Origin of the sequence: Variovorax sp. SRS16, from assembly GCF_901827165.1 — a bacterium.
Taxonomy (GTDB): domain Bacteria; phylum Pseudomonadota; class Gammaproteobacteria; order Burkholderiales; family Burkholderiaceae_C; genus Variovorax.
Genome location: NZ_LR594666.1, coordinates 5,700,207 through 5,714,757, shown reverse-complemented (window position 1 = coordinate 5,714,757; position 14,551 = coordinate 5,700,207). Strand labels below are relative to the sequence as shown.

Here is a 14,551-nt window from a genome sequence, read left to right as displayed (position 1 = left end):
GCATGTGCATCATGTTCGTTCATGCATTTGAAACTTCGCTGGGCGCGGCCGCGTTCGTGCATGCGGGCTACCCCTTCCGCGGGCCCATCGACGAAGTGCAGGACGGACCCGTGCGGGCCGTTCAGATGAAGGACATGGATCCGCTCGATGGCGTCCACTGGGACCGCGTCACCCGCACGCGGCTCGGCGGCCGCGGCAAGGCCGACTGGCTGCTGCCGGACGATGTGCTGTTCGTCTCGCGCGGCACGCGCTTCTATGCCATCTGCCTCGATGCGCCGCCGCAGGGCGCCGTCTGCGGACCGCACCTGTTCCACCTTCGCGTGAAGCCGGGCAGCGCGCTGCTGGCGGGCTTTCTCGCCTGGCAGATCAACCGGGCGCCCTTCCAGCGCGCGCTCAGGCGCGCCGCGGAGGGTTCGAGCCAGCTGAGCGTGCGCCGGCCGGTGCTCGAGGCGCTGCGCATCGTCGTGCCTCCGCTCGCCGACCAGGCGCGCGTCGTCGAGTTGGCCCGTCTCGCCCGGAGCGAACAGCGCCTCTACGTGCGCTTGATCCGCAACCGCGACAGCATGTTCGAATCCATGGCCGAAGCGCTGGTCAGCGCTTCGGGCCATTCATAAGACCTCAGGGAAATTCATGAATCAGACCCGCATCAGCCAGGAAAGCATCAACGCCGCCGTCTGGGCCGCCTGCGACACCTTCCGCGGCACCGTCGACTCGAGCATCTACAAGGACTACGTCCTCACCATGCTCTTCCTCAAGTACGTGTCGGACGTCTGGCAGGACCACTACGACAGCTACAAGAAGGAATACGCCCACGCCGAGCCCGGTCTCATCGAGGAACTGCTCAAGACCGAGCGCTTCGTGCTGCCGCCACGCGCCAGCTTCTATGCGCTGTACAAGGCGCGCTTCGAACCCGGCAACGGCGAGCGCATCGACAAGGCCTTGCACGCCATCGAAGACGCCAACATCGCCAAGCTGCGCGATGTCTTCCAGGACATCAGCTTCAACGCCAACAAGCTCGGCGACGAACAACAGAAGAACGACATCCTGCGCCACCTGCTCGAGGACTTCGCCAAGCCCGAACTCGACCTCAGCCCGAGCCGCGTCGGCACGCTCGACGTCATTGGCAATGCCTACGAATACCTCATCAAGAACTTCGCGTCGACGAGCGGCAAGAAGGCCGGCGAGTTCTACACGCCGCCGGAAGTCTCGGAGCTGATGGCGCGGCTCATGGATCCGAAGGAGGGCGAAGAGATCTGCGACCCGACCTGCGGCTCCGGCTCCCTGCTGCTGAAATGCGGCCGCCTGATCCGCGAGCGCACCGGCTCGCGCCGCTATGCGCTCTACGGGCAGGAAGCCATCGGCAGCACTTGGGCGCTGGCCAAGATGAACATGTTCCTGCACGGCGAGGACAACCATCGCGTGGAGTGGGGCGACACCATCCGCAATCCCAAGCTGCTGGCGAGCGACACCAGCCTGCGGCACTTCGACATCGTGGTCGCGAATCCGCCGTTCAGTCTGGAGAAGTGGGGCCATGAAAGCGCGGAGACCGACAGGTTCAGCCGCTTCCGTCGCGGCGTGCCGCCGCGCACCAAGGGCGATTTCGCCTTCATCCTGCACATGATCGAGACCATGAAGGCGGGCAGCGGGCGCATGGCGGTCGTGGTGCCCCACGGCGTGTTGTTTCGCGGTGGCGCGGAAGGGCGGATTCGCCAGAAGCTCATTGAAGAAAACCTGGTCGATGCGGTCATCGGCATTCCCGAAAAGCTCTTCTACGGGACGAGCATTCCGGCCGCGGTGCTGGTCTTTCGCAAGAACAAGCCGGATGACAGCGTACTTTTCATCGATGCGAGTCGCAGCTTCCAGCCGGGCAAGAACCAGAACGCGCTGCGCGAGGAAGATTTGCAGCGAATGCTGACTACCTATGCTGCACGTCTCCCGGTAGAAAAGTACGCGACGCTGGTGGCGCTGGAGACCATCGCAGGACACGAGTTCAATCTCAATATCTCTCGTTATGTCGATAGTGCCGCGTCAGCAATGAGCGTCGACATGTCCGAAGTGCGGCGCGAGAGAGTGGAGCTCAAGAAAGAATGGATCGGGATCGAGGAAGAGATGGCCGTCTACTTGAAGGAACTTGGCTATGAGTAGGAATCGATCGTCATGAAGGACCGCCGCTCGAACTCGAAGGGTCGCGATACCTTGTCAACGAAGAAAGGCCACGCGGCGCTTCCAGTTGGCTGGCAATGCAAGCCGTTGGGTGAATGCGCCGACTTCATGTCGGGCAGCACGCCGAGCCTGAACAACGCAGCATTCTGGTCCGGCGAGTTTCCATGGGTGACCGCGCGAGACATGAAAGCGCTTCGAATCGACAGCACTGCGCGTCGCATCAGCGAACTGGGCAAGGCTGCTGCAGCCGTGGCGCCGGCACAATCCGTCCTGGTTCTGACGCGCGGGATGACCTTGTTCAAAGACCTGCCCGTTTGCATCGCAGAACGGGAGATGGCCTTCAACCAGGATGTCAAAGCGCTGATTCCCGCATCGGATCTGGACGCGTCGTTTCTTGCGTACCAATTGCTCGCGAACAAGCGCGAGATCCTTCAGATGGTCGACACGGCTGGCCATGGAACTGGACGCCTCGACACCCAGCTTCTGAAGGACCTTCCCTTTGCTTTTCCGTCGCTGCCCGAACAGCGCCGGATCGCAAGAATTCTTGCGACCTGGGATCGCGCACTCGTCAATACCGAGCGCTTGATCGACAAGCTTCATGCCGAGAAGAACGCACTGATGGCGGATCTGCTGACTGGAACGCGCCGCGTTTCCGTGAGACACAAAGAGGCCATGGACGCAGCATGAGCGCAATGCCGCCGGCCCACGAGCAATGCAGCGCCCGGATTTCAGCGCTGCACATGCTCTGCAACCTGGGTTGGCGCTACCTGAGTACGGCCGAGTGCCTCGCGATGCGAGACGGCACGCGGGAAGTGCTGATCAGGCCGCGCCTGGTCGAAGTCCTGCACACGCGCCGCTTCGACTACAAGGGCAAGTCGTATCCGTTGTCCCCGAGCGCCATCGAACAGATCCTGCGCGAGTTGTCCACGCTCGGCCTGGGCGATGGCTTGCTGGCGGCCAATGAGCGCCTCTATGCCAGGCTCGCGTTCGGCATCACGGTCACCGAGTTCATGCCCGACGGCAAGAAGCATCAGCCCACGGTGCCGATCATCGACTGGGCCGACGCCACGCACAATCGCTTCGACATCACCGAAGAACTGCGCGTGCTGTCCAGCCAGGGCACGCACCATCGCGCGCCCGACATCGTCGGCTACGTCAACGGCATCCCGCTGGTGGTGATCGAGGCCAAGCAGCCCCGCGGTCCGCGGCGCAGCGGCGATGCGATGGTGCTCGAAGGCATCAGCCAGCATCTGCGCAACCAGCGCGACGACGAGGTGCCGCATCTGTTCGCCTATGCGCAGCTGCTGCTGTCGATCAGCCAGACCGAGGGCCGCTACGGCACCACGCGCACGCCGGCCAAGTTCTGGGCGCGCTGGAACAGGGAAGAGGAATTCGACGACGCGCAGGTGCACGCGCTCAAGAACGCGCCGCTGCCTGCGGCCACGCATGCCGCCCTGTTCGAAGGAAAGCCCGCGGCCTTGCGCGAGTGGCTCGAGTCGCTCTGGTCGCTGCCCATGCTGCCCAACGCGCAGGACCGATTGCTGGTGAGCCTGCTCACGCCGTCGCGGCTGCTCGAACTGTTGCGCGGCTTCATTCTGTTCGACCGCCACGTGGGCAAGATCGTCGCACGCCACCCGCAGTTCTTCGGCGTGCGTTCGCTGCTCGAGCGGCTCGCTTCCTTGCGGCCCGGCGGTGCGCGCGAAGGCGGCGTGATCTGGCACACCACGGGTTCGGGCAAGAGCTTCACCATGGTCTTTCTCTCCAAGGCGCTGTTGCTGCACGAAGAACTGAAGGCCTGCCGCGTGATCGTGGTCACCGACCGGCTCGATCTCGAACAGCAGCTGGCGCGCAACTTCGTGACCAGCGGCGCCTTCGGTTCGACCGTCGCGACGCAGAAGGAAGGCGAGCGCAGCAAGGCCGTCACGGGACGCGACCTGGCGCGGCGCATCGGGCAGGGCACCGAGCGCATCAGCTTCGCGCTGGTCCAGAAGTTCAACACGGCGTCGAAGCTGGTCGAGTGCCGCAACGACGCTGCCGACATCATCGTGCTGGTGGACGAAGGCCATCGCAGCCATGGCGGCGAAACGCACGAGCGCATGAAGAAGGCATTGCCGCGCGCGGCCTGCGTGGCCTTCACCGGCACGCCGCTGCTGAAGGATGACAAGACCGCGAACAAGTTCGGTCCCATCGTGCACGCCTACACGATGCAGCGCGCGGTGGAGGACCAGTCGGTCGCGCCCTTGCTCTACGAAGAGCGCGTTCCCGAACTGGTCATCAGCTCGGAAGCCGTCGACCGCTGGTTCGACAGGATCACGGCCGGGCTCACGGCGGCGCAGCGCGCCGACCTGAAGGGCAAATACGCGAGTCGCGGTGCCATCTATGGCGCAGCGAATCGCATCGAGTTGATCGCGTGGGACATCGCCACGCATTTCAACGCCAATTTCAAGAAGATCAAGCCGGGCCTGAAAGGTCAGGTCGCCACCGCGAGCAAGCGCGACGCCATCCGCTACAAGAAGGCGCTCGACGCTACCGGCCTCGTCAGCAGCAGGGTGGTGATTTCGCCGCCGGACACGCGCGAAGGCAACACCGAAATCGACGAAGACGCGATGGCCGAAGTGCAGAAGTGGTGGAAGCAGAATGTCTTGAACGGCGGCGAGGACGCAGCCCAGTACGAGCGCCGTGCGCTGGAGGCATTCGCTTCGGCCGGCGACCCCGATCTGCTGATCGTGGTCGACCGCCTGCTCACGGGGTTCGACGAGCCGCGCAACGCGGTGCTCTACATCGACAAGCCGCTCAAAGGGCACAACCTGATCCAGGCGGTGGCGCGTGTGAACCGGCTGCACGATGCCAAGCGCCATGGCCTGTTGGTCGACTACCGGGGCATTCTGAAAGAACTGGACACGGCGATCCGCGCCTACCAGGATCTCGAGGCGCGTACCCAAGGCGGCTTCGACGCGGCCGACCTCGAAGGCCTCTACCGCGAGGTCAGCACCGAATACAAGCGATTGCCGGCACTGCACGAGGCCATGTGGTCCTTCTTCAAGGACGTGGCGAACCGCGACGACCCCGAACAACTCCGGCAAGCATTGAGCCCGCGCATCGCAGCCGACGCGCCGAGCGGACCGTACGACGCGCGGCAGAAGCTGCGCGATGATTTCTCGGCGGCGGTCACGGCCTTCGGCCTGTGCCTGCAGACTGCGTTGTCATCGCACAGCTTCTTCGAAGACCGGAGTTTTTCGGAAGCGCTGATCGCGCGCTACAAGCAGGATCTGCGTTTTCTGGTCGACGTGCGGCAGACCGCGCGGCGCGATGCGATGGAGACGGTCGACTACAGCGCGTACGAAGCGCAGATCGGCAAGCTGGTCGACACGCAGGTGCTCGGCGCCGAGGTGCGCGAACCCCTCGGCGTGTTTGCGATCCCCAGTCCCGGCGATGCACAGGCCGGTGATGGATGGTCCGACGAGAAGACGCGCAACGAGGCCGATCTCATCAAGACCCGCCTGCGCATGACCATCGAGCAGGATCTGGCCGACGACCCCTATGCGCAGAAGGTGTTCTCGGAGTTGCTGGGCGACGCGATCGCCCAGGCCGAGGCCATGTTCGACTATCCGCGCAAGCAGTACGCGCTGTTCAGCGAGTTCGAGCGCCGGGTGGAGGAGCGCGCCACGCCGGGCCTGCCCGACGCGCTGGCGACGAACCCGCAGGCGCGCGCCTATTTCGGCGCGATCCTGATGGCGCTGGGCAACGGTGCAGCGGCCGGGCTGGATGCCGCAGAGCGCGGACTGTATGTCGACCATGCCTTGGCCATCGGCCAGGCCGTGCAGCGCGCGGTGGCCGAGCATTCGCTGAGCGCGCAGAGCATCGAGGCCGCCATTCGCAAGAGCTTGCTGACGCTGCTCTACGGCACGCTCGGGCTCGAGAAGGCGGGCGAGGTGGTGACGCAAGTGCTGCACATCACGCGGGTCGGCCTGAGCCGGCGCGGATGAACGCGCCGTCTTCGCGCAGCTTTCGCTACGGCGACGAGCTGATCCGCTTTCGTGTCCGCACGCAGCCCGCGCGCAAGGCGCGGCGCATCGCGATCCATGTCGAGCCCGATGGCAGCGTGGTCGTCGATGCGCCGCAGGATGCCGACGACACGGCCGTCATCGCCGCGGTCCGGCAGCGTGCGGCCTGGATCAGTCAGCGCGTGGCAGACATCCGGCAGCGCCTGGACAGCGCCCCGGCGCGCGAGCACGTCAGCGGCGAATCCTTGCTCTACCTGGGCCGGCGCTATCAGCTCAAGGTCGTGGCCGATGCGCCGCGCCACGGCAGCGTGCGCATGCGCGGCGCCCACATCGAGGTCGCCGTGGCCCGGCCCGATGCGGCACAGGTGCATGCGATGCTCGATGCCTGGTATGCGCTGCGTGCCCGCGAGGTGATGGCCTCGCGCCTGGCGGCCGTCGCCGCGCCGTTGCGCTGGGTGCACGCACTGCCGCCGGTTCGTCTTCGGGCCATGCGGCGGCAGTGGGGCAATTGCTCGCCCGCCGGCCGCCTGACGCTGAATCCGCACCTGGTGAAGGCGCCGCGGGAATGCATCGACTACGTGATCCTTCACGAGCTGTGCCACTTGAAGGAACACCACCACGGACCGCGCTTCCATCGGCTGCTCGATGCCTGCATGCCGGGCTGGCGCGAAGTGAAGAAGCGGCTGGACGGCCTGGTCGATCAGCTCATGCCCTTGTGCTGAGACCAGCGTGCGACCTGGTCGGCGAGCCAGGGCCCATCGTCGAGCGCGAGGTCATGACCGGCGGAGGGATGTTCGACGAAGTCGGCGTGCCACTGCCGCGCCAGCCGTTGCGAGCAGCGCGCATCGACCAGCGCATCGCGCCGGCTCGCGAGCACCAGCAGAGGCACGGCCGGTGCCCGCGCCGGCGCACGATAGCGCATGGCCGCGAGCAGCTGGCGCAGCGCGTTGGCGCGCGACACGGGCCGCGCATCGCGCAACGCCGTCCACGCATCGACGACGGCCGCGCCGGTCTGCGCATCCAGGTGCCGGCTGGTCAGTCGCAGGATGGTTTGCTCGCGGGGGCGGCTCGCCTGCGGCACGAACGCGAGTCCGAGCAGCGCCGCATAGTTGGCCGGGCGCAGGCGCTGGTACCAGGGATTGAAGGGACGCAGGCTGGTGTTGATCAGCACGCAGCCGGCCAGCTCGCCGGGCCACCGCACGGCCCAGTCCGCCGCCACCATCGCGCCCAGCGACATGGCCAGCAGATGGAAGGGCGGCTCGACCGCCAGCTGCTGGCGGCAGTGCTGCGTCGTGGCCTCGATGTCCGCCGGGCTGCGCAGACGATGGAGCCCGCCGGCGCCGGGCAGGTCGAGCGTCAGCACGCGCGCGTCGGCGAGCCGCGCGCGCAGCGTCTCGGCAAAGGCGCCCCAATGGCCGCTCTCGCGCGTCAGGCCGCGCAGCAGGATCCAGGTGGTCATCGGTGCACCCCGCGATACCACCGTGCCATCGCCAGTTCGCGCTGATGCGCGCGTTGCGCGTCCACGGGCAGCCAGCGTTCGTGGCTGCCGGCGGCGCGCGTGATGAAGTCGAGCCAGCCGAGGTGCGTGCGCAGCACGCGCTGCTGCCGGTGCTGGATCATGGGGTTGAAGATGCCATGGCGCGAGAAGATCTGGCGCGGGTTCTTCTTGATCCACAGCCACGAACCCATCTCCAGCGTGAGCGGCAGGAACACGCCCTGCGCCTCGCGGCAGGCGCGCAGGTACAGGTGGTCCCAGAGGTCGCCGTGCGCGAGGTACTGGCGGCTCTGCGGCTCCAGCACGTAGCGGTGGTGCAGCAGGGTCCCGTCGAGGATCTCGCACAGCGCGTTCATCTCGGGCAGGTGCGCGATCGGCCGCGCCGTGTGGGCGAAGGGAAACCAGATGCGATCGCTGAGGCCGAAGCCGGAATGGCAGTCCACCGCGATGCCGAGCGGCCGGCCCAGCAGCTCGGCCTCGACGAAGGCGCACAGCGCGGCGCTCTCGGGTTCCATCGGCGCGCCGTGGGCGCCGCGATACCACGGCAGCGCGGCGCTGATGCGCTGGCCGCCGACGAGGTACGGCACGCGTTCGCGCGATTCGACCGGTGCGTTGCGCATCAGGTCGACGCCGTTGGGATTGGCGCGCGTGCCCAGCCACAGGCCGCCCGGGTTGACCAGCGGCATGAACACCAGCCGGATGTTCTCCAGCTGCCGGTGCAGCGTGTCGTCCCACTGCAGCCGCATCACCAGGCTGCGCAGGTAGGCGATCGTCACCTCGGCGCCGATGCGCTCCAACCCGTGGACGCCGCCGAAGAAGCCGACCGCCGGCAGGTCCGGCTTCGCGCTGCCGAGCAGGAACGCGAGCACCGGAAAGCGCTGTCCGCCGGCTTCGACTTCGCACAGCACGCGCTGCTCCATGAAGGGCCCTGCGAGTTGGGCGAGGCCCTGCAGTTCCAGCAGTTCGGGCAGGTCCGTGGCGGTCACTCGGCGATCATGGAGTCGGGTCGGCCAGCATAGCGGCAAGGACTGCCATCAAGCCGTCACACGCGGCGGCTAGCGTGGCCCCATGCCTTCCACTTTCCTGCCACCGACACGCCATCTCCTGCGCGGGCTCGGCAGCGCCTTGCTGTGGGGCGCGGTCGAATTCGTCGCGCTCACACGCTCGCGCTGGGCCGCGCGCCTGCACGCGCGGCATTGAGGCGCAGCGCGCTCAGGGCTTGGCGGCGTCCGGCTCCGCCATCACCATCCACGACACGCCGAAGCGGTCGGCCACCATGCCGAAGGCCGGCGAGAAGAAGGTCTTGGTCATCGGCATCTGCACCTGCCCGCCATCGCTGAGGCCGTCGTACAGGCGCTTCGCTTCGGCCTCGGTGGATGCGGACAGCGCCAGCGAGATGCCCTGGAACGACGGCTTGCCCGAGCAGCGGCCGTCCGAGGCCATCACTTGCGTGTTCCCGATGGTGAAAGAGCAATGCATGATCTTCTCCTCGGAGCCGGGCGGGCACATCTCGGGGTTCGGCGGCTCGGGGCTTTCCTTCATGCGCATCAGCATCACCTGCTGCGCGCCGAGCTTGGCGCGGTAGAAGTCGAGCGCTTCCTCGCAGCGGCCTTCGAAGAACAGATAGGGCTGAAGGTTCATGGAATCTCCTTGAGGGTTGAGTGAGGGCGCTGTATTGTGTACAACGTACACAAACCATAGCAGAGACAATGAACGCTGTCCACATGACAACGACAATGGCCACCCGCACCCGAACCCCTTCTGCCCGCAGCACCCATCCGCCCGTGCGCAGCACCTACCGCCACGGCGACCTGCGGCGCGCGCTGCTGGAGGCCGGCGTCGAGCTGGCGCGCAGCGGCGGGCCCGACGCGGTGGTGCTGCGCGAGGCCACGCGGCGCGCGGGCGTGGTGCCCAATGCCGCCTACCGCCACTTCGCGAGCCGGCAGGCGCTGCTGGGTGCCGTGCGCGCGGCGGCGCTGTCGGCCGTGGCCGCGGCGATGGAGACCGAGCTCGCGGCCCTGCGTCCCGGCCGCAGGCGCGCCGATTTCGCACGTGCCAGCGTGCGCGCGGTGGGCACCGGCTACCTGCATTTCGCGCAGACCGAGACCGGGCTGTTCCGCACCGCGTTCGGCGCGCCGGTCGACGTCGAAGGCGCACCCGAAGAGGCCAAGGGCGGCCAGAGCGGACTCAATCCCTTCGAGCTGCTCGGCGCGGCGCTCGATCGCCTCGTCGAGGCCGGCGTGATGCCGCCCGAGCGCCGCCCCGGCGCCGAGTACCTGGCCTGGTCGGCGGTGCACGGCCTCGCGCTGCTCGTCATCGACGGCCCCTTGCGCGGCATGCCGCGCGTGCAGACCGAGGCGCTCGGGCAGCGGCTGCTCGACATGGTCGAGAAGGGGCTGTAGCGCCGCGCCTTTCATCCACCTGACATGCGGTCGTCACAGCCGCTGCCTACAGTCCGTCCGGCCAAACAACCCACGTCCGGACACCATGCCAACAAATCCCAAGAACGTCCTTCTCACGTCGCTCACGGTCCTCGCTGCATCGATCCTCGCCGCCTGTGGCGGCGGTAGCGGCAACGGCGGCTTCATTCCGCCGGTCACCACGCCGAAGGTGACCCTCAGCGGCGTCGTCACCGCCACCCAGTTCACGCCCGGCAGCAGCACCGATCCGACCATCGCGCCGGCCTACTATGTCGGCGCCAAGGTGTGCGTCGATGCCAACAGCAACGGCCACTGCGAGTCGTCGGAGAACCCGGTCGTGACCGATGCCAAGGGCCACTTCACGCTGACCGTGCCCGCCAACGCGGCACTCACCGCCGACATCGGCACCGACGCGATCCAAAGCGTGAGCGGCGCGAAGGTCGCCAGCCGCGACCTGCTGCGCGTCTCGCTCGACCAGGTCAACGAGCAGGCGGCCGGCACCATCGTGATCAGCCCGCTGTCGTCCGAGATCCTGCGCCAGACCGAAGCCAACGGCACCGACTACGCCACCGAGAAGCAGAACCTCGCGACACGCCTGGGCGTCACGGCCGCCAACCTGGTCGCCGACGTCAACACCGTGACCGGTGCCGACCAGACCGCGATGCTCGCCGAGTCCAAGCCGCTCGACAACCGCTTCACCTACGCCATCACCAAGCTCGACCGCGGCGACCTCTATCCCGACGCGCTCGCGCAGCCCGGCGGCGACCCGACGCTCGGCAAGCTCGCCGGCGTCACGCCGAACGCCGCGTCGACCGGCGCCGATCCGCGCAAGCCCATCACCTTCGCGCAGGCCGAACAGGCCGCGTTCAACGTCGAAGGCATTCCGCGCTACGACAGCGTGTTCGTCGTGATGCTCGAGAACAAGGCGACCTCGTCGATCGTCAACTCGGCCTTCGCGCCCAAGATCAACGCGCTGCTGAAGGCCGGCAACCAGCTGACCGCCTACTACGCGACCGGCAATCCGAGCGAACCCAACTACACCGCGCTCGGTGGCGCCGACGACTTCGGCATCACCGACGACAGCCAGTGGAACTGCGACGCCACCGGCGCGAATGCGGTGCAGGATCTGCCGGTGCCCGACAAGAACGCGCCCGGCCTCGCCAGCTCGCCCTTCGCCACCACCTGCACGCAGGCGGCGGCGGTGAACCACAACATCGTCGGCAAGCCCAACCTCTTCAACGCGCTCGCCGCGGCCGGCCTGACCTGGCGCACCTACAACGAGTCGCTGAACCCGGGCCAGGACTTCCGCACCGACAGCGTGGCCGATCCGGCCGTGATCGCGCAGGACCACGTCTACGCACCCGGCACGCTGGCCGGCAACACCACCGCCATCGGCACCGTGGGCCTGAACCTGCCGCTGCCGGCCGGCCTCTACAAGACCAAGCACCATCCGGGCATGGCCTACCAGAACGTGCGCAGCGCACCGGAATGGAAGTACAGCAACCGCACCATGGGCGGCGGCCAGTGGGACGACGTGCTGAAGGTCAACTCGACCAAGTACGCGATCCCCGCGAGCTACGACATGGACCAGCTCGGCACCGACCTCGCGAGCGGCAAGGTCGGCACGCTGAACTTCGTCGTGCCCGACCAGTGCGACGACATGCACGGCATTACCCTCACCGGCACGGTGGGCGGCAACCCGGCCGCCGTCACCGCGAGCGACTGCAGCAGCGTGGCCAACAACGTGCCGGTCGCCACCGGCGGCGCGATCATCACGCGCGGCGACAACTACGTCGACGCGCTGGTGAAGAAGATCGAGGCCTCGCCGCTGTGGGCCAACCGCCAGAAGCGCGTCGCGATCGTGCTGATGTTCGACGAAGGCAATGCCACCGCCGGCTTCAACTCCTGCTGCGGCTGGAACGTCTCGAACAGCACCGTCGCCAAGCCGCTGGTGCAGAACGCCGACGGCAGCTTCTCGCCGGACGCGTCGGTCAACAACTACACCAAGGGCAACCGCGGCCACGGCCAGAGCATCTTCGGCATCCTGACCAACCAGCCCAATGCGCCCAAGGGCGTGGCCGACGGCGACGTCTACAGCCACTTCGCGCTGGTGCGCACTTTCCAGGACATGTTCCAGCTGGCCGATCCGGCGGTCGACGGCTCGTACATGAACCGCTCGAAGTACACCGAGCGCTTCATCGCGCAGAACATCCTGAACCTGCCCGAGTACGCCGGCAGCGCCGACACCCACTTCGACTCGGTGCGTCCGATCAACCACGCCTGGGTCGCGGCGGCGGGCTACACCCAGAAGCAATCGGCCGACGTCGCGGTGCCGCCGCAGGTCGGCCCGGATGCGAACCAGACCAACGTCTGGGCGCTGAAGTAGCCGGCGTGCCGGCCGGCCGCGGCGCCACGCGCGCCGCCTGCTTCATTCCTGCCGTCGTCCTCTGCAGTGCGCTGACCGCCTGCGGCGGCGGCAGCGGCGGCGGCGCTTCGGTGCCCGTCGCTGCGCTGCCGCCTGCGGCCGGCAGCTCCGCATCGACCGCCACGCCCGCATCGCCGAGCACCCCGCTGAGCCTGGCCGCGCAGGTCGGTGCCCGGATGTTCGTCGACCAGACCTTGTCGGGCTCCGGCAAGATGTCCTGCGCCACCTGCCACGATCCGGACTCGGCCTACGGCCCGCCGAACGATCTGTCGGTGCAGCTCGGCGGCACCCAGCTCAACCGCAGCGGCACGCGCGCCGTGCCTTCGCTGCGCTACAAGGACGTGACGCCGCCCTATGCCGATCTGCTCGACAACCCCGACGGCATCAGCGTGCCCGGCCCCGGCGGCGGCTTCACCTGGGACGGCCGCGCGCCGACGCTGGCCGCGCAGGCGCAGATCCCGTTGCTCGACCCCAACGAGATGGCGAATGCGAGCGCGGCCGACGTGGTCGCCAGGCTGCAGGCCGGGCCGTACGCGGGCCTCTTCAAGCAGGCCTTCGGCGCCGACGCCTTCGCCGACACGAATGCGGCATTCCAGAACGCGCGCAACGCGCTGCAGGCCTATCAGCTCGAAGACCCGAGCTTCCATCCCTACTCGAGCAAGTTCGATCTCTATGCCGGCAACAAGATCGGCGGCAACCTCACCGTGGCCGAGGCGCGCGGGCTCAAGGTGTTCGCCAATCCGAACACCGGCAACTGTGCCTCCTGCCATTACCAGGGCGCGGGACTGAACGGCAGCTCGGCGCTGTTCACCGACTTCTCCTACGAAGCCATCGGCGTGCCGCGCAACACGGCCATCCCCGCGAATGCCGACCCGAGCCACTTCGACATCGGCATCTGCGGTCCGCTGCGCACCGACCATCCGCCGGCGCCGGGCAACACCTTCTGCGGCATGTTCAAGGCGCCGACGCTGCGCAACGTGGCGCTGCGCCAGAGCTTCTTCCACAACGGCGTGATGCATTCGCTCGAGCAGGTGATCCGCTTCTACAACACGCGCGACACGCTGCCCGAGCTCTGGTATCCCACCGTCGGCGGCACGCCCAGGGCCACGCCCGATGCGGGCTTCCCGACCTATGGCCTGATCACCACGCAATACACCGGCGGCACGGTGAAGAAGTACGACGACCTGCCGCCGACCTTCGTGAGCAACATCGACACGCAGCTGCCGATGGACGGCCGCGCGGCGCACAGCACGCCGCCGATGTCGGAACAGGACATCACCGACCTGATCTGCTTTCTCAAGACGCTGACCGATGGCTACAAGCCGCCGGCCACAGCACCGACCTCAGGTGCCTGCATCCAGTGACGAACACCGACTTTCCATTCCGAAGCACCATGACCCACGAACCCATTCGCATGCCGCCGATCCTCTGCGCCGTCCTCACGCTGGCCGGTGCCCTCGGCCTCGCCGCCTGCAGCAAGCCGACCGACGCCAGCGCCGAGAACTTCACCGCGGCGATGAACACCTACCTCGCCAAGCGCGGCGACCTCTGCCTCGGCAAGAGCCAGTGGCCGATCGACGTGACCGAGCGCGAGATCGAATCCGGCGCGCGCAACGCCGTGCAGATGCCGGTGCTCGAGAAGCTCGGGCTCGTCGCCGCCTCGGTGGCCGAGATCGATCTGAAGGACGACGACGGCATCTCGCACCACATGAAGGTGCGCCGCTACGCGCTCACCGATGCGGGGCATCCGTTCTACCTCGTGCGCGACACCGTGCAGGCCGACGGCAGGAAGGCATCGCAGGGCAATTTCTGCGCCGCGCGTCTGAGCCTCGACAAGGTGCTGCGCTGGAATGCCGCACTCGGCGCCCATCAGATGGTCGTGACCTACACCTACAAGGCCGAGCCCGCGCCCTGGATGCAGGACGCCGACGCGCAGAAGGTGTTCCCGGTGGTGGCCAACGTGGTGCGCGGCGCCGGCAGCGCCGAGCTCACCGAGACCTTCCGCCTGACCGATGCCGGCTGGGTGGCCGCGGACCTCTGAGGG

General features: G+C 67.4%; 13 protein-coding genes. 10 read left to right on the top strand and 3 right to left on the bottom strand.

Annotated elements, in window-relative coordinates:
• Positions 1-11: 11 nt before the first annotated feature.
• Genes E5P2_RS27510 through E5P2_RS27490 form a run of 5 tightly spaced genes read left to right on the top strand, consistent with a single transcriptional unit; the run spans position 12 to position 6,889 of the window.
• Positions 12-614, top strand: coding sequence for a restriction endonuclease subunit S (locus E5P2_RS27510; protein WP_162570243.1), 603 nt, complete (start codon positions 12-14; stop codon positions 612-614).
• Between the two features lie 16 nt (positions 615-630).
• A complete protein-coding gene (locus tag E5P2_RS27505) occupies positions 631-2,145 on the top strand; it encodes a type I restriction-modification system subunit M (protein ID WP_162570242.1) in 1,515 nt (504 codons plus the stop codon).
• A 12-nt stretch (positions 2,146-2,157) separates the two neighbouring features.
• Positions 2,158-2,850, top strand: a complete 693-nt coding sequence (locus E5P2_RS27500; protein WP_162570241.1) for a restriction endonuclease subunit S — start codon at positions 2,158-2,160, stop codon at positions 2,848-2,850.
• A complete protein-coding gene (locus E5P2_RS27495) occupies positions 2,847-6,149 on the top strand; it encodes a type I restriction endonuclease subunit R (protein ID WP_162570240.1) in 3,303 nt (1,100 codons plus the stop codon). The genes E5P2_RS27500 and E5P2_RS27495 overlap by 4 nt, the downstream gene beginning before the upstream one ends.
• Positions 6,146-6,889, top strand: coding sequence for a M48 family metallopeptidase (locus E5P2_RS27490; protein WP_162570239.1), 744 nt, complete (start codon positions 6,146-6,148; stop codon positions 6,887-6,889). The genes E5P2_RS27495 and E5P2_RS27490 overlap by 4 nt, the downstream gene beginning before the upstream one ends.
• On the opposite strand, the gene E5P2_RS27485 is transcribed toward E5P2_RS27490, so the two are convergent.
• Entirely contained in the window at positions 6,868-7,626 is a 759-nt protein-coding gene (locus tag E5P2_RS27485) for an alpha/beta fold hydrolase (RefSeq protein ID WP_162570238.1), read from the bottom strand. The genes E5P2_RS27490 and E5P2_RS27485 overlap by 22 nt on opposite strands.
• The gene (locus E5P2_RS27480; protein ID WP_232080874.1) at positions 7,623-8,648 is read right to left on the bottom strand and encodes a M14 family zinc carboxypeptidase; all 1,026 of its coding nucleotides are present in this window, start codon (positions 8,646-8,648) and stop codon (positions 7,623-7,625) included. Before E5P2_RS27480 ends, E5P2_RS27485 begins: the two co-directional genes overlap by 4 nt.
• A gap of 82 nt (positions 8,649-8,730) precedes the next feature.
• Between E5P2_RS27480 and E5P2_RS38205 the strand changes: the two genes are divergently transcribed.
• Positions 8,731-8,862, top strand: coding sequence for a hypothetical protein (locus E5P2_RS38205; RefSeq protein ID WP_269475592.1), 132 nt, complete (start codon positions 8,731-8,733; stop codon positions 8,860-8,862).
• Positions 8,863-8,874: 12 nt separating this feature from the next.
• On the opposite strand, the gene E5P2_RS27475 is transcribed toward E5P2_RS38205, so the two are convergent.
• The gene (locus E5P2_RS27475; protein WP_162570237.1) at positions 8,875-9,303 is read right to left on the bottom strand and encodes a VOC family protein; all 429 of its coding nucleotides are present in this window, start codon (positions 9,301-9,303) and stop codon (positions 8,875-8,877) included.
• Positions 9,304-9,386: 83 nt separating this feature from the next.
• Here E5P2_RS27475 and E5P2_RS27470 point away from each other — a divergent pair, with 83 nt between their 5' ends.
• The 4 genes from E5P2_RS27470 to E5P2_RS27455 all read left to right on the top strand — a co-directional run bounded on the left by E5P2_RS27470 (position 9,387) and on the right by E5P2_RS27455 (position 14,548).
• On the top strand, positions 9,387-10,064 hold the full coding sequence (locus E5P2_RS27470; protein ID WP_232080873.1) for a TetR/AcrR family transcriptional regulator: 678 nt from the start codon (positions 9,387-9,389) through the stop codon (positions 10,062-10,064).
• 85 nt (positions 10,065-10,149) lie between these two features.
• Entirely contained in the window at positions 10,150-12,468 is a 2,319-nt protein-coding gene (locus E5P2_RS27465; protein ID WP_162570235.1) for a phosphoesterase, read from the top strand.
• Between the two features lie 44 nt (positions 12,469-12,512).
• The gene (locus tag E5P2_RS27460; protein ID WP_443083565.1) at positions 12,513-13,871 is read left to right on the top strand and encodes a cytochrome-c peroxidase; all 1,359 of its coding nucleotides are present in this window, start codon (positions 12,513-12,515) and stop codon (positions 13,869-13,871) included.
• Positions 13,872-13,900: 29 nt separating this feature from the next.
• A complete protein-coding gene (locus tag E5P2_RS27455; RefSeq protein WP_232080871.1) occupies positions 13,901-14,548 on the top strand; it encodes a hypothetical protein in 648 nt (215 codons plus the stop codon).
• Positions 14,549-14,551 lie beyond the last annotated feature (3 nt).